Source organism: Rhizobium sp. A22-96, assembly GCF_053521805.1.
Genome location: NZ_JBNWDQ010000007.1, coordinates 43,348 through 57,774 on the forward strand (window position 1 = coordinate 43,348; position 14,427 = coordinate 57,774).

Sequence of the window (14,427 nt, forward strand, 5' to 3'; positions counted from 1 at the left end):
TGGCGTACACGCATCCATGATGCGTTGACACGGAAGCTGACTGGCTCACTTTGAGGGTATCGCAATGAGGGCGGTTCCTTTGCGCCCTCCCTTGCTGAACCTAGGAGCTTGCTATGTCAGCGTTCAATAATCTGAAAATACTCACGAAGATATCAATTACGTTTTCGATTATCATTATCCTCACGCTGACCGCGTGCATTATAAATGTACAGGGCCTCGCACGAGAGAATGACGCAGTCGAGCTCACGGAGCACACTTATAAAGTTTTGGGTCGCCTCGATCAGTTGACGGCAGCAATGGTCGACCAGGAAACTGGACTCCGCGGGTTCCTGATTTCAGGGGATGAACAATTTCTTGCTCCCCAGAAGGCGGGTGAAGCGTCATTTCAAAAAGCGTTTGATGACGTAAAGGAATTGACTCGTGACAACCCGCTTCAGCAATCAAGGCTCGCAGAAATCGCTTCATTCGTGAAGGATTGGCAGTCTGATGTCCTTTCGAAGGAACTGCAGATGATGCGGGACCCGGCAACTCGTGAACAGGCCCGCGCGATGGAGGCTAAAGCAGTCGGAAAGAAGTCCATGGACTCGATCCGTGCCAAGGTCGCGGAGATGGCCGGCGAGGAAAGCGCGCTTCTTGAGCGTCGTAATGCAATATCCGACGCCGCAGCGCGTACCACGGCTTTGAGCAACTATGTAGCCAGCGTCGTTACGATCGCAATCTCGCTGCTTTCTCTCTGGCTCGTTTTTATCATGGTGATCAAGCCGATCAACAGCATCAATGCTTCGATGCGCAGGCTTGCCGGGGGCGATCACGCTAGCGAAATACCGCATATCGGCCGCAAGGATGAAGTCGGTGAGATGGCTGCGGCCGTCGAGGTTTTCCGTGAAAACGCCATCGAGCGCGTCCGGCTCGAGCAGGAAACCGAAGCGAACCGCTCGATGAGTGAGCGGGAGCGCATCGAGCGAGAAAAGCAGAAGGCAAAGGAAGCCGAAGATGTGCAGTTTGCCGTTGAGAATCTCGCCGCGGCTCTGTCGAAACTCTCGGACGGGGACGTCTCCTACCGCATACACCAGCCGTTCACGGCGTCGCTTGACGGCGTTCGAAGTGACTTCAATAATTCTGCAGATAAGCTACAGGCGGCGTTGAACAATGTTGCCGAGAACGCTCGCGGCATCGATGCCGGCGCCAACGAAATCAAATCGGCCGCCGACGATCTCGCCAGGCGTACCGAGCAGCAGGCCGCGGCCGTAGAAGAAACCGCAGCCGCGCTTGAGGAGATCACCACAACCGTTAAAAACTCCACGCAACGAGCCCAAGACGCCGGACAGCTTGTATCGCGCACCAAGGCCGGAGCGGAGCGGTCGGGCGAGGTTGTGCGCCGCGCCGTGGCAGCCATGGAGCAAATCGAGACCTCGTCCGGAGAGATTTCTAACATCATTGGTGTCATCGACGAAATTGCGTTCCAGACAAATCTTCTGGCGTTGAACGCGGGAGTTGAAGCGGCTCGCGCAGGTGACGCCGGCAAAGGGTTTGCCGTTGTTGCCCAAGAGGTCCGCGAACTTGCGCAGAGATCTGCCCATGCCGCCAAGGAGATCAAGGCACTGATCACCACCTCCAATTCTCAGGTCCAGCAAGGCGTCCAACTTGTGGGCGATACCGGTAAGGCTCTCGAGACCATCGTCGCTGAGGTACAGGAAATCAATCGCCACGTGTCTGCGATCGTTGAGTCGGCGCAGGAGCAGTCGTCAGGGCTTCAACAGATTAACACGGCGGTCAATCAGATGGACCAGGACACACAGAAAAACGCAGCAATGGTCGAACAGACGACGGCTGCAAGTCACAGTCTGGCGAGAGAAGCCGTATCGCTCAGTCAATTGCTGGGTCAGTTCAAGCTCGGAGAAGGAGCTTCCCAACGGATAACACCCGCTCGTATTGCCAACGCCAAGGACAAGCCGACCAGTTCTCCGGTTAAGGCGCTTGGAAGGAGAATTGCTTCAGCCTTCTCCGGCAATGTCGCTATCAATACACAAAGTGGCGAGTGGGAGGAGTTTTGATGGCGACCTCTCTTGCAACCAGTGACCAACATCTGGAAATTATTGCGTTCATGCTGCATGAGCAGCAGTTCTGTGTCCGCACCATTTCAATCCGCGAAATTCGCGGGTGGGCACCCGTCACGCCGTTACCACATTCTCCGCCCGAGGTCATGGGAGTGATGAACCTGCGCGGATCGGTCATCCCGATTGTCGACCTAGCCGTCAAGCTGGGAATGCCACCGGCGCAGACGACAGAGCGTAGCGCTATTGTCGTCACCGTCGTTGGCGGTGCGACCATTGGCCTGATGGTCGATCGCGTTTCGGATATCTTGACAATATCGCTATCTGATCTCCAGGCTGTCCCAGCTGCAGCCGGACTTTCGAACAAGAGCTATGCCGAGGGAATTTTCGCCCGAGGCAAGGATATGATCTGCTTCCTCAATCTCGATGGCATCTTCGCTTCGAACGCGGCGGACGAGTGGGAGGATGTCGCCTAAACTTAGGCCTTGGCGCCGGCCGCGATATCGCTTACGCGGCCGGGGCAGGCACCGGACCCATGAATTTTCGGCATAAAGCCAAGGGGCGGAATCATGAATGCGGGGCGCAGACGGGCGGCGTAATCGGGGACGTCAGCAGCAACTCTCGGGGCCTTGATGTGGCGTGGCAGCGCCCTGACTGGCGATATCATACTGATTGCCTCGGAAGTACACTGCGTGATGATTATGAACCCCTGTCACGCCTCGTTAACGACCAATTGGCCTATGCGGCTTCGCCGTAGCGGAGTAAGACGAAATATTGTATGTATTTCTCCTGTTTCACGATGGAGACTCAGGCATGTATTCTGCGAGGAATGGTGGAACGGCACGTGCCGAGATGCATGCCGGCCTCCTAGGGGCGTTTTCGAACCCAACACGCCTTTTGATTTTGAACGCCATTCGCACGCGGGAAGTGAACGTAGGCGAGCTTTGCGAGATTTGCGCCTTGAGTCAGTCGGCGATCTCGCAACACTTGGGGCGGCTCCGAGAGCAAGGTGTTGTGAAGACGCGCAGGGAACGCCAGGTGATCTTTTATCGTCTGGCGTCACAAAATGCGGAACGGCTGCTGGTGGCACTAGGGGAAATCCATGGTGTCGGTGGAGGACCTCCTATTGGCCGCCATTCGAGCGATCTAGATCGAAAATGACGTTTAACAGGTGATCTCCTGTTCTTCTGGTAGCCGGCGCGAGTTGCGTACGAAATTGAGATCCGCTGTGAAATGCCGTTTGGTTGTGAGCATCGTCTTTGCCAAGCGTCCTGGCGATCTCCACCAAATTGTGTGCTAGCGCCTGGCGTCGCGACAAAGCTGCCTCAGCCTCGCTTGATATACCCCCATGTAGAAATATCCTGGGATCCGCCGCAGACAGGTCTTAGCTTTTCGACTAGGCGCTATCGAGCCCGAGAGGATCTCTGGTTATTGTCAACCGACCAAAAGCTGGCGGAAGTATTTCCATCGGAAATAGCGACCGATTCGATGAATATAGACATCTCTGCGTTGCATATAATTCAGATAAAGCACGAAATAATAGATATTACATATAGTTACATATCAAAACATTAGTAAGTTAACCATTCTTTATCTAAAAAATAATAGAATTCTATTGCAGATATATGACTTTCTCTATCGAGGATCCGCTCGATCCTGTCGCCTTTACCGATTGCTACTATTAAACTTCATAAAGGGGAGCTTTTCTCGTGCTGGGATTCTTCGACAACAATGAGAGGGCGAGATTGCGGGCGCTTGATACTATCAGCGCCAATATCATGATCGCCGACGCCAAGCTCAATATCACTTATATGAATGATGCGACCCGCGAACTGCTGAAGCAGGCCGAGAGCGATCTCAAGAAGGAGTTGCCGCGATTCGAAGTCGACAAGCTTGTCGGATCCAACATCGATATCTTTCATAAGAACCCGTCGCACCAACGCGGCATGCTGTCAAAACTCACCATCCAGCATCGCGCCACCATCTCGGTGGGGCACCACAGTTTTGATCTTATCATAACCCCGCTAAAGCATGGGCGGGCCGTTACCGGATTTGTGGTCGAATGGGCCGACGCAAGGGCGCGGCTGCAGAATCTTGATTATCATGCTCAAATGGAGGCAATCAGTCGTGTGCAGGCCATAATTGCCTTTACGCCTGATGGCGAAGTACTGTCGGCCAACCAGAACTTCCTCGACGCCCTTGATTACCGTCTCGACGAGATCAAGGGTCAGCATCATCGTATGTTTGTCGATCCCGATTATGCAGCCTCGCAGGAGTATCAAGATTTCTGGTCCCAATTGCGCGCCGGCAAGGTGCAAGCGGCTGAATTCGTACGTTTAGGCAAGCGCGGAAAACGGGTGGTCATCAATGCATCCTATAATCCGGTGCTGGACGAGAAAGGACGCGTAGCTAAAGTCGTGAAATTCGCGACGGTGGTGACGGAACGTGTTCACGCGGTCGACACTATCGGCGATGCCTTGACAAGGATGGCGGCGGGCGACCTGTCATTTGAGCTAACAGACCCATTTGCGCCCGATTTCGAGCTGTTGCGGAGTAACCTCAATGCCGCACTTGCCCAACTGAACGGCACCTTGAGCGGCGTTTCGCAATCGAGCGATCTTCTCGAAAGCAATTCTCGCGAAATCAGTCACAGCGCCAACGATCTATCGCGACGAACGGAACAGCAGGCTGCTTCCCTTGAGGAAACCGCCGCCGCGCTCGACGAAATCACCGTCAACGTCACCAATGCCTCGCGCCGCGCCGAAGAAGCTCGGTCTGCAACTCAGACTGCCGACGAGAGCGCAGCGCGATCTGGCAGGATCGTCGCCGAAGCAGTCGAGGCGATGGCCGGAATCGAGCGTTCTTCGAGCCAGGTCTCAAATATCATCGCGGTTATCGATGAGATTGCATTCCAGACCAATCTGCTGGCCTTGAACGCTGGTGTTGAGGCCGCGCGCGCAGGTGAAGCGGGCAAAGGCTTTGCGGTGGTGGCGCAGGAAGTTCGCGAGCTCGCTCAGCGCTCGGCGCACGCGGCGAAAGAAATCAAGGAACTCATTCGCAACTCGTCGGAAGAAGTTGCCAAGGGTGTGAAACTTGTCAGCGAAACCGGGTCCGCGCTTAAGATCATCCAGCAGCAGATCGTATCGATCAACGACCATATGCAGGCAATCGCCAGCTCGGCGAAGGAGCAGGCGACGGGTCTCGCGGAAGTGAATACCGCCGTCAACCAAATGGACCAGACCACGCAACAAAACGCTGCCATGGTCGAGGAATCGACCGCCGCCAGCGCGACGCTCGCCCAGGAGACGGCGAAGCTGCGGGAAATGGTGGCGCAATTTCAACTGCGGGACAGCTCCCGACCGCCCGTGCTGGCTGCGGCCGCTCCGACCATATCGTGGCGTGAAGATGCTACGCCTGAGCGCCAGGCGCGAATTCGCCGGCCCGTTAGTGTGGGCAATGCAGCCCTTCAGCCACGGGGATGGGAGCATTCCTGATAAAGTCGCTCGTCCCAAGACGGTAGCTTTTCGCTATGGATCAACAAGCACGTTTGGTGTGGACTTTGTGCGATACGCCGGCACGCCCCGCATGAATGCCCGCGGAAACAGCAGAAGCGAATAAAGACATTAAGTCATCAACTAACGTCAAGAGATACTTCCGTCAGACCAACAGGGGATATCGCGCCGCGCTCCTAAATCAGTCATTTCAGCACAAGCTATTGGGTATCGCAGATGGTCACTCGACCGGGATAGCCGAACGCCGCTGTCAGCATGAAGCTGATGGTGTAGCTGCGACTGGCGGGGAGCGGCCCGAACCGAGAGGCTGGGCCGGGGAACTTGTGGTCCGGCGCATCCATGACGGGAATGCGCTGTTCATGCCCAGCCGGAACGGGCTGGCCCTTGTCGTCAAGGGTCTGCATGGTGACGCTCACATAGCTACCAGCGCGAAAACGACCGATGAACTCGACGGCGTTGGCCCCTGCATCCTACTCACGCAGACCATCCATGATCTGTCCTTCCGCGAGTCTTTGCTTGGTTGCAGTTGTAAATTTCTAAAATCGTGAATTCTCCTGTTCATGCACCAAGCTAGTTGGTGATGGCTCCCACCGAATAGCACGTTACCGGTGTAGCAATCGGCTGATTCCCACCGCAATGCGCCCGCAAACGATAGAGAAGAACGCGGCGAATATCAGGGTTAGCCATCCAGGATTGAGTTGCGCGAGCTGCTGGGCAAACTCCTCTCCCTCAAGTCTAAAAGAGTAGAAAAGCGTCGCAGCGCTCAACGTCATCCAGAATTTTAAGGACATGTCGAGGACGGACATCATTCGTTTTCGCTGGCGCTCCGTGCGTCGCAGAAGGGCGTAGACGGTAGTTGGAACGGCCGGACCGATTAATATGAATCGCGTCCAGGAGGGCGAAACGACGTGGGCGAAGCAACTCGTCACAAGAACAGCTATTGTGATGGGAGCAAAAATCGCAAGGAGCGTGCTCCAAAGTGAAGCACCCGGCTGGTCGGACGCGCCCTCAAGGGGAGAAAAATTGGCAGATGATGCCTGCTTGTCGTCGATTTTCTTCAAGGACCTCTCCCCAGGAAACAAGCCAGCTTTCTCCCGCGGCTTTGATTTAGATTTGCGAAATTTGCTACCCTAAGGTGAAACTGTCGGAGTCGGGTATCGCTTGCGCGAGGACGTCCTGGATACTTTCGCGATGCCGCGTTGAGATCTGGGGCGACTCAGCGAGTGAATTGGTGACAACCGCTTTCAAACGCCGTGCTGTCGCTAGAAGGTTTTCTTCGGCCGTCCTTACCGATGGATCGCCTACGACGTCGGTCGCTCGCGTTGTGGCTATCGCCGGGCTCTTGCGTATTCCCTTTGCTACCCTCTCAGGAATACTCCCTTCGATTGTTACAGTTCTATCGAGGGCATCTTCTCTGCGTTCGACACCGGGCGGGGCAGCCAGCTGTCGAAGCGCGGCACCATATGCTGCCGTGGTGGCCGGTACGGGGAGTATTGTCAGAAAGTCTGCAGGCGGGATGTCCTGCCGATGTTCGACAGCATAGCGCACGGCGCCTGAGAAAGGCTCGGTGGCATGATATCGAAGTTTGCTTGCGACTATTGGGCGCTGGCCTTCGACAAACACGATTAGCTGTGTCTCAGGCATCTGCCGAATTTCCTGAGGCATCATCAAGTCACGATCGCGAATCTGCTCGACTTTTGTCCGTCGCGACAGGCCGAACAACTCAACGGTGCGCGACTCCGACTGATAACGAACGGTGCGCTTGCCGAGCGCTCTTGAGGCGTAATTGGCGGTCTCCTGGTCGTTGGCACCCATGATGAGCTGGAGGCCGCAATTGGCTACGAGCGAATGCCGTGCGGTCTCTCCGTAGATTTCATCGACGCTTTTCAGATCCTGCACGACAAATGCCATCTTGACGTTGTAGCCGGCGACGTAGGGCAATTTGTTCATGATCTCATCCATCTTCTTCAGCTGCCGGAATTCGTCGAGCAGGAAGTAGACAGGAAGCGCCTTCGGATTGTGCTCTCTGGTCAGCAGATCCATCGCTTGCTGCACGAAGAGCGTCAGTAGAGGGCGAAGGATCGTCATGTCTGTGATTTTCGGAGCCAAATAGATCGTGACGGGCCGCCGTTGAAGCGACACGAGGTCGATGTCCGTCACGCAGGTGGCGGCAACGACACGGTCATTTCTGAATGGCGTCAATGCGTTCTGAATATCGAGGAGGGCGGAGCGGGCTGCCCTTTCGTTGAGCGCGATGTACGCGTTGAAGCTCTCTGTGGTGAACCGGGAAAGGTAGGTCTCCTTCTCCATGATCGATTTCATCAGAACCTGGAGGTCAAGGCCCGCGTTGAAGAGACCGTTTACTTCACCGAGATTTCGACGGTGCTTGTAATAGATGCTTTCAAGCACATAGCTGATGACGCCCGCGATCACTTGCTGAGCTATACCCTGCCAGATCGCATTCTCTGACCCCGTCGTTTCTGGAATGAGGATGCTGGCGATGTTCTGGATATCGATCGTCCGGTTGCCGCGGTCGGCCCGCACAAAATCCAATGGGTTCCATCGGTGGGTTTTCTCACTGCTCGGCGAGAACAGAAAGACCGAGTCTCCCATGATTGCTCTATACCCAGCTGTGAGCTCGAAAATCTCCCCTTTCAGATCGGTAACGATCATCGATCCCTTATGCATCAAGGCGTTTGGAATGACGTAGCCTACACCCTTTCCAGATCGAGTTGGGCCGATCACCAGATGGTGCCGATCATCCATCCGACGCAACGTGCGCCATCCTCGGCGCCCAATGATGTAGCCGTCTTTGTGGAACCAGCCTCCACGCCGAAGGGAAGACAAATCCTGAAAGGCGGCATCGCCAAGCGGGTTCGACGGCCGGTAAGTACCGAACGCGACCACCGTGGCTACAGAGAGGATTGCTGGCAAAAGAGAGCCAGCAGCGGTCAATTGTAGGGGGCGGTTGCCCCAATAGACGGCGAACTGCTCAATCGGCGCAAGCGGATCAGCCGTCGTCATCAGATGAAGGATCCGGCCATCCTTCCATACGACAAGAAGGATCAAGCTATAGCTGACCATCCAGACGGGGAATGCCACCATCAGGCCGAGCGCAAGATAGAACGTAAAATTGGGCCTGCTCATCGGGCGAGCCGTGCGTAATGGACTTCCGAGACGCCACGTCGACCGCCTTCCCGACGCAGTTGGATAACGATCGGAATGACCATTCGAATGTAATCCATCAGATCTCGTTTGGTATAGCCAGACGTCATGCCGCCTTGCATCACCATCATTGCAAGCTGCTCATAGGCTCCCGCCGGTGTATCGGCGTGAACAGTTGACATACTGCCGGGATGCCCCGTGTTAATTGCTCGCAAGAAGGCGAAGGCCTCATTGCCACGAATTTCGCCGACGAGAAGGCGATCCGGTCGCATCCGGAGCGATGCCTCGAGTAGGGACTGGATCGTCACGCGCGCCGTCCCCTGGTCGCCACGTGACGCCAGAAGATGTAGGCAATTGCGATGGGGAGGAAAAAGCTCCCGGGTATCCTCAAGCGTCAAGATACGCTCGTGCTGATCGATACTTTTTAGGCACGCATTCAGGAAGGTCGTTTTGCCGGTCGACGTCCCGCCGCTGATCAGGATTGAGATTCGAGCGTGTACCGCCGTCCGAATGAAATCATAGATCTGACCACGATCGAGGAGAGATTTCAGTGTCTTTTCGGTTGCACTCAGTCCGCTCCGGACAACACTTACCCCGTCCAACGCCCCAGTGTCGCGATAATCAGCGAGTGTAAAGTCGTTGATCGTCTGCTTACGAATGGAGATCGCCCCGCCACTCGGTGCAGCGGGGGGTAGGATAATCTGAATGCGCTCGCCCGATGGAAGAGCGGCGCTCAGAAGTGGGTTGATGCGGCTGACGAACTGATTGCTATACGCTGCAACACGTTCGCCAATGTGCTCGATCTCCTGCTCTGTGATGGCGGGAACGGCATAATACTCCATTTGGGCGTGACCAAGCCGTTCAATAAAGAGATCGCCGGGCCGGTTCACAGAGATCTCGACAACAGTCGGATCGGTCAGGAAATCGAGCAGGGGAGCGAGTGCTCGTTTGAGGAAATAGTCTGGATCATTGCTCGATGCCATGGATCGCATTGAGGCTTCGTTCATGTTTGATCTCCTTCAACGCTTCTTCGACCGGATCCGAATAAAGACTGGAGAAATCGAGGTCTTGGCGTACGTAGGCGAAGATCCGCGCGCCCTGAGCAACGCTGATCGTCGGAGGGATGTGAAGGTTCTCCCCGAGGGCCTGATTGGCCATGTCAGAGAATGTCTTGGCAATTGTGTCGCGGGCGAGCTCAGCCGCCCGGTCAGAGTCCGACTGTCCGCTCGAACTATTGCTGTTGTTTTGGCCGCTTCCGTACCCCGTTAGATAGGAAGAGCCCGCCCCGACGATCGAAAGCAGGATGGCGGAGCCGAAGCGCTCGCGCCATTTGTTGTCGACAATACCGGTGAGGCCAGATTGGCCGAGGCTATCCGTTCCGACACTGTTCAGACGAACGGAGACACCATCGTCGCGGAGCAGGCGCGTCCAGATGACGAAGATGCGCTTTTGACCTCGCGTAATGTCGGACTGATATTCGCCAATTAAACGCGTGCCGGTGGGGATCAGGATGCGTCTGCCATCGAACGAGTAGACATCCTGCGATGTCACGGCGCGGATCTGACCGGGCAAATCGCTGTTGATGGCGGTCTCCAAAATGCCGGGTATAAGGGTGCCTTCCGGCACCATTGCGTCGATTCGGCCGATCTGCCGTGCCTTGGCCGTGCGGTCGCCAATCGTTGATGCCGTCGCCAGGAATTTGCTATTTCGATCCGTTCCAGCGACCTGAGGACCATTGCCCGGGTCGCCAGCAGTCAGCGACCCGCTTCCTGCATCCGTCTTCGATGAGTCGACGACAATCTGCTTTGAAAGATATCGCTTGGGAAACATTTCGACGGGCGGTTGCTTTACCTCTGCCACTTGCCCGGGCCCTGGTGGCGGAGGCACCTCGAATGACGTCGTATCGAAGGTCTGTTCCTTCTTTTCCTTCGGTGGGTCGGGAATTTTGATGATGTTGTCAGCCGTCTTGGGTGTGGATTTAGGCGCGTCGCGCAGGAATGATGGTGGTCGAAAGGTCGTTGTGGAGAACTCTTCATCACCATGCAGCGTGTCTTGGACATGTCGCTCGGGCCTCAAGGCTACGAACCCGATAAGGGCTCCCCCTCCTAGCAAAAGCAGTGTGAAACTTAGGAGCCGCTTGCCTTTGGCGCGGTAGTCGCGCACCTCAACCTGATCGGCAGTCAGCATCGCTTCGAGTTCGGGCGATCGCTTCATCAGTGGCCGCTCCGTTTGTTTGCAAGGGGTTGATTTTCCAGGCGTGGAGCCGCCGTCGTCAGATTTGTCTGCACCACCTCGGGCTTGCGTAGATTGAAGATGCACGTCCATTGTTTGCCGTCTCGCAAGGTGTACTGCGCAGCTGTGCCATCCACCACGATGTAATCGCCTTCGCGCCGAAAATTGCGCAGCGTTTCCGTGAAATCCGCGTTGACGGCAAAGATCGCCGGAACCCGGGAGCCGAACTTGAAGAAGGTCTTTTTTCGGTCGTCAAAGACCATTAATGGCTTCAACTGGGGTTCACCCGAGAAGGAATACTCGATGTTGACGTTATCCTTGTCGATACCGGTGATATTGGGAAGGCCCGCTCGCGCCTCCGCCTCCTTGCGCAGGGACACGTTCAGATCCTTGTCCGGGTATACGAAGCGGATGCCGAAGACCTTGTTGTTGTCCTCAGGTGCGAAGTCGTTCAGTTCGAGGTAGTAGACACGCTTCGTTGTTACGACATTCATGTTTGTCGCAACGTTCTTTGCCTTGGGTTTCACGAAAAGGATGTTGCCCTTATCGGTTGGCACGACGTCCCAGCTATCTGCATCTCCGACGGCAATGGTCTCGAATTTCTCATCTTCATCGAACGCGATCATTGTTGAGATGCCGTAGGTGGCAAAGACCCTGACAACATTGTTTGGCTGGTAGACGACGCTTGTTATGCGAGGGTCGAGATGGCCTGCTGACGGGGTTTCCGCGGCGTTCGCGGATGCCGTGAAAGCCAGGGCGAGCGCTGTAGAGAGGAAAGGCAATTTCTTCATCCGGGATTGCCTTCCGTAACCGTCTCTTGATCGCGGCGGTAGTCATACACCTGGAAGCCCAGAGGATTTTCGAAGCGCCATTCGTTCGTCGCCGGCGTATCGGTGTAGCGGTAACGCACCACGGCGATCCAATGCCTTGTAGTCGAATCCGTGTCTGAAACCTCCGTTGTCGCGAAACGCACAATTCCGGTTGAGCCGTTCTGGAAGGTGACAGAGGCGATTTCCGTGGTTACCCGCTTGTTTTTGCCGTAGAGCTTTGCAGGATTTTTAGCGTTGGCCGCGCTGTAGAGATCTTGCAATTCTCGCGCAGCGTTACCCGTCGAAAGCAGGGCTGCGATCCCGAAATTCTGCTCGATCGAATAGGGGTCATAGCCTTCGCGGCTCCGAATATAGCGCACGATATTGGCTTGCGTGATCGCCTGCTGCTCGGTCAGATTGGATGGTCGCGTAAGTCCACTCTTGACCTCTAGGTAGCCGGTGCTCTTGTCGACCTCAACTATATAGGGCTCGAAGCTTTTGAGTGGGATAAGCATCACCACAGAGGCTAAGCTCAGGAGTGTAACTCCTGCGAAGATCATCGTGACAAACCAGGCGAGTGTCCGTGATCGCTTCGCACGTTTTACGATCTCTTGCTCCCATATATCTCCGCTTTGGTAATAGTTACGCAAATCGATGTCACTGGATTTGGCCATTTTGATCGACCCTCAGAAGGTTAGGTTGGCGTACTGTTTTTTGAGATCTTGTTCTGCATCGCCGAACGGGTGCCCGTTGGATCCTCGTCTTCCGGACCGCGCTGCCGGCGACTAGAGACCGACCGTGCGGCCCGCGCGGTAGAGCGGCCGGCTGAAGCACCCGCGCGCATTGAGACGGCGGGCAAGCGGATACCGACCAAGGAAGATGCTCGCATTGCCGACGCGCCGATGCCCGTGGCGATGCCACTCGCGATGCCTTGGCCAATTGACTGGATGTAAAGCATCACGAATGCGCCAGCGGCACAGAGGAGCAAAAAACCGGCAACATCGGCCAATGTGAGTGTTCGCGCACCGCTTGCCGCATCGATTTTTGTCAGCTCGGGATTCATCGCGGAAATCAGGAATGCGGCGATCACGTAAATGAATAGCGGGATTAGCGCATACGTCAGAACTTGATTGAACCATCCCGTGCCGTAGGCGCGTGTGCGCTCAAATAGCATACAGGCGATGAAGATCGGCGCGGTGCCGATCAGTACCCACAACATCACTTTAGCGAGAATGAGGATTGCAAGAGCAACCGCGATAAAGGCGCCCGCGCCAATCATGATCATGATACCGATCATGCTTGGCAGGATCGAAAAATATCCCGATTGTTCTGCGAAGGTCGACGCAGCTTGATTTGCAGTTTGCCAGATTTGCGACATGCCATTGGTTGGCTCTGTGACTCCCGTGCCGGATGCTGCCAGGATGGCGCGGCCAACGTTCTCCGGTGTGTTGTTAATCCATTGATAGAGCACCGTATCGAAATTGCCCCAGGAGCCGATGAGAGCGAGGATGATCATCATACGCGCGATCCGAGCGACGACTTCGCCCACGACGAGGCGGTTTGTTCCCATGGCCAATTGCAGGCCATACCAGGCGACATAGACGACAAGAATGATGCGTAAGAGCGGCATGATCTCGCTACCAACGGCCGTATAGGCCTGCTGCGAGAAATTCGCGCCTGAATCTTCGATGCGCCGAAGAAGGTCGCCGAGAAAGTCCTGCACGAGTTCACCTCACTTGCGATTGAGAATCCCGATGGCCGCAAAGGCTTGTATCGGGTCGTTGACAGGTTGTGCGGGACCGCACTGGCTCCGCACGTCCTCGGCGAAGGAGGTCAGATTCGCGGGGCGCTTGCAGGGTGCAGTCTTCTCAGTCGCCGTGCCGCAGCCCGCAAGGGTGACAGCTAGCGGCAACAAGAAGCCGATTAGCTTGGTGGATGTCATGTCAGTTCCCATAGGCAAGCGTCTTCTTCGTGTTGGAAATGTCTGTCAGCCGTCGCTGGTTTTCCGCCTGAAGAGATGTGACGGCGCCATTAAGGACCCCGATCATCTCGTTCAGCGTGAGGCCGGATTGGACTTGCAATTGTGTGTTCTGGTCGATGGAACCTTTGATATCCTCAGCCGCCCCAATCTGAGTACCCGCCTGCTCGAAGGCTGTGCGTCGAGACGCGATCGCTTGCTGCGACCCGCTGACCAACGCTGACACGCCAAGCACAGTCTTGACCAACTGCTGATAGGATTTGTCGCTGGAGAAGGAGCTTCCGTCTTGGCCGGAGAGCGATTTGACGAGCTGTAGGCCGTTGACGAACTCGGAGGCGGTTTTTGCAATATCGCTACTAAGCGACCCGAAATTGGGAACTCCATCCTTGAGGATCCCGTCGATTGCGGGGACTGCCGACGCACTGAACCCGCTCCCAATGGCCAGTCCCTTGAGGGGTGCCGCAGTGCCGGCCCGATCGCCCGTAACGGCTTTCAGAGTATCCTGGACGGTCGAAAGAATGTTCTTGTTGGTGTCGAGGATCTGATCGGTCGTTTCAGCGGTTTTCTTCGCGACCTCGTAATTGGTCTTATCGATGACCGGGACGTCCGCCCAAGCCATTGTCGGCAGTGCGGTAAGTAACGAGATGACCGCGGTTACTAACTTCATGCTAAACTCC

At 55.7% G+C, this 14,427-nt stretch carries 14 protein-coding genes; 4 read left to right on the top strand and 10 right to left on the bottom strand.

Annotated features, from left to right (window positions below; all coding sequences use genetic code 11):
• The first annotated feature begins 113 nt into the window (after positions 1 to 113).
• The 4 genes from ACQZ6F_RS27330 (at position 114) to ACQZ6F_RS27345 (ending at position 5,548) form a co-directional block, all read left to right on the top strand.
• Entirely contained in the window at positions 114 to 2,054 is a 1,941-nt protein-coding gene (locus tag ACQZ6F_RS27330) for a methyl-accepting chemotaxis protein (protein WP_449095261.1), read from the top strand.
• Complete coding sequence (locus ACQZ6F_RS27335) at positions 2,054 to 2,530, top strand: chemotaxis protein CheW (RefSeq protein WP_449095260.1); 477 nt, start codon at positions 2,054 to 2,056, stop codon at positions 2,528 to 2,530. Before ACQZ6F_RS27330 ends, ACQZ6F_RS27335 begins: the two co-directional genes overlap by 1 nt.
• A 337-nt stretch (positions 2,531 to 2,867) precedes the next feature.
• On the top strand, positions 2,868 to 3,215 hold the full coding sequence (locus ACQZ6F_RS27340; RefSeq protein ID WP_449095259.1) for an ArsR/SmtB family transcription factor: 348 nt from the start codon (positions 2,868 to 2,870) through the stop codon (positions 3,213 to 3,215).
• Positions 3,216 to 3,832: 617 nt separating this feature from the next.
• Positions 3,833 to 5,548: a methyl-accepting chemotaxis protein gene (locus ACQZ6F_RS27345; protein WP_449095308.1), complete on the top strand. Its 1,716-nt coding sequence runs from the start codon at positions 3,833 to 3,835 to the stop codon at positions 5,546 to 5,548.
• Between the two features lie 218 nt (positions 5,549 to 5,766).
• Here the strand turns inward: ACQZ6F_RS27345 and ACQZ6F_RS27350 are convergent, their stop codons facing one another.
• The 10 genes from ACQZ6F_RS27350 to ACQZ6F_RS27395 all read right to left on the bottom strand — a co-directional run bounded on the left by ACQZ6F_RS27350 (position 5,767) and on the right by ACQZ6F_RS27395 (position 14,417).
• Positions 5,767 to 5,970 (bottom strand): hypothetical protein, encoded by a 204-nt coding sequence (locus ACQZ6F_RS27350; protein ID WP_449095258.1) that lies wholly within the window; start codon positions 5,968 to 5,970, stop codon positions 5,767 to 5,769.
• 198 nt (positions 5,971 to 6,168) lie between these two features.
• Positions 6,169 to 6,627, bottom strand: a complete 459-nt coding sequence (locus ACQZ6F_RS27355; RefSeq protein ID WP_449095257.1) for a hypothetical protein — start codon at positions 6,625 to 6,627, stop codon at positions 6,169 to 6,171.
• A 64-nt stretch (positions 6,628 to 6,691) separates the two neighbouring features.
• Complete coding sequence (locus tag ACQZ6F_RS27360) at positions 6,692 to 8,713, bottom strand: type IV secretory system conjugative DNA transfer family protein (protein WP_449095256.1); 2,022 nt, start codon at positions 8,711 to 8,713, stop codon at positions 6,692 to 6,694.
• Entirely contained in the window at positions 8,710 to 9,738 is a 1,029-nt protein-coding gene (gene virB11, locus ACQZ6F_RS27365) for a P-type DNA transfer ATPase VirB11 (RefSeq protein WP_449095255.1), read from the bottom strand. The genes ACQZ6F_RS27360 and virB11 overlap by 4 nt, the downstream gene beginning before the upstream one ends.
• Positions 9,698 to 10,945, bottom strand: coding sequence for a type IV secretion system protein VirB10 (gene virB10 / locus ACQZ6F_RS27370; protein WP_449095254.1), 1,248 nt, complete (start codon positions 10,943 to 10,945; stop codon positions 9,698 to 9,700). Before virB10 ends, virB11 begins: the two co-directional genes overlap by 41 nt.
• The gene (locus tag ACQZ6F_RS27375) at positions 10,945 to 11,754 is read right to left on the bottom strand and encodes a TrbG/VirB9 family P-type conjugative transfer protein (protein WP_449095253.1); all 810 of its coding nucleotides are present in this window, start codon (positions 11,752 to 11,754) and stop codon (positions 10,945 to 10,947) included. The genes virB10 and ACQZ6F_RS27375 overlap by 1 nt, the downstream gene beginning before the upstream one ends.
• Positions 11,751 to 12,446 carry a virB8 family protein gene (locus ACQZ6F_RS27380; protein ID WP_449095252.1) on the bottom strand — a complete coding sequence of 232 codons (696 nt, stop codon included), beginning with the start codon at positions 12,444 to 12,446 and terminating at the stop codon, positions 11,751 to 11,753. The genes ACQZ6F_RS27375 and ACQZ6F_RS27380 overlap by 4 nt, the downstream gene beginning before the upstream one ends.
• Before the next feature lie 20 nt (positions 12,447 to 12,466).
• Positions 12,467 to 13,495 carry a type IV secretion system protein gene (locus ACQZ6F_RS27385; protein WP_449095251.1) on the bottom strand — a complete coding sequence of 343 codons (1,029 nt, stop codon included), beginning with the start codon at positions 13,493 to 13,495 and terminating at the stop codon, positions 12,467 to 12,469.
• 9 nt (positions 13,496 to 13,504) lie between these two features.
• Positions 13,505 to 13,714 carry a hypothetical protein gene (locus ACQZ6F_RS27390; protein WP_449095250.1) on the bottom strand — a complete coding sequence of 70 codons (210 nt, stop codon included), beginning with the start codon at positions 13,712 to 13,714 and terminating at the stop codon, positions 13,505 to 13,507.
• Position 13,715: 1 nt separating this feature from the next.
• Positions 13,716 to 14,417, bottom strand: a complete 702-nt coding sequence (locus ACQZ6F_RS27395; RefSeq protein ID WP_449095249.1) for a type IV secretion system protein — start codon at positions 14,415 to 14,417, stop codon at positions 13,716 to 13,718.
• Positions 14,418 to 14,427 lie beyond the last annotated feature (10 nt).

Bases quoted from the DNA above. Each gene is read 5' to 3' on its own strand.
- ACQZ6F_RS27360 (WP_449095256.1), bottom strand. From the start codon at position 8,713: ATGAGCAGGCCCAATTTTACGTTCTATCTTGCGCTCGGCCTGATGGTG.
- ACQZ6F_RS27350 (WP_449095258.1), bottom strand. From the start codon at position 5,970: ATGCAGACCCTTGACGACAAGGGCCAGCCCGTTCCGGCTGGGCATGAA.
- virB11 (WP_449095255.1), bottom strand. From the start codon at position 9,738: ATGAACGAAGCCTCAATGCGATCCATGGCATCGAGCAATGATCCAGAC.
- ACQZ6F_RS27395 (WP_449095249.1), bottom strand. From the start codon at position 14,417: ATGAAGTTAGTAACCGCGGTCATCTCGTTACTTACCGCACTGCCGACA.
- ACQZ6F_RS27345 (WP_449095308.1), top strand. From the start codon at position 3,833: ATGATCGCCGACGCCAAGCTCAATATCACTTATATGAATGATGCGACC.
- virB10 (WP_449095254.1), bottom strand. From the start codon at position 10,945: ATGAAGCGATCGCCCGAACTCGAAGCGATGCTGACTGCCGATCAGGTT.
- ACQZ6F_RS27380 (WP_449095252.1), bottom strand. From the start codon at position 12,446: ATGGCCAAATCCAGTGACATCGATTTGCGTAACTATTACCAAAGCGGA.
- ACQZ6F_RS27330 (WP_449095261.1), top strand. From the start codon at position 114: ATGTCAGCGTTCAATAATCTGAAAATACTCACGAAGATATCAATTACG.
- ACQZ6F_RS27335 (WP_449095260.1), top strand. From the start codon at position 2,054: ATGGCGACCTCTCTTGCAACCAGTGACCAACATCTGGAAATTATTGCG.
- ACQZ6F_RS27375 (WP_449095253.1), bottom strand. From the start codon at position 11,754: ATGAAGAAATTGCCTTTCCTCTCTACAGCGCTCGCCCTGGCTTTCACG.
- ACQZ6F_RS27390 (WP_449095250.1), bottom strand. From the start codon at position 13,714: ATGACATCCACCAAGCTAATCGGCTTCTTGTTGCCGCTAGCTGTCACC.
- ACQZ6F_RS27340 (WP_449095259.1), top strand. From the start codon at position 2,868: ATGTATTCTGCGAGGAATGGTGGAACGGCACGTGCCGAGATGCATGCC.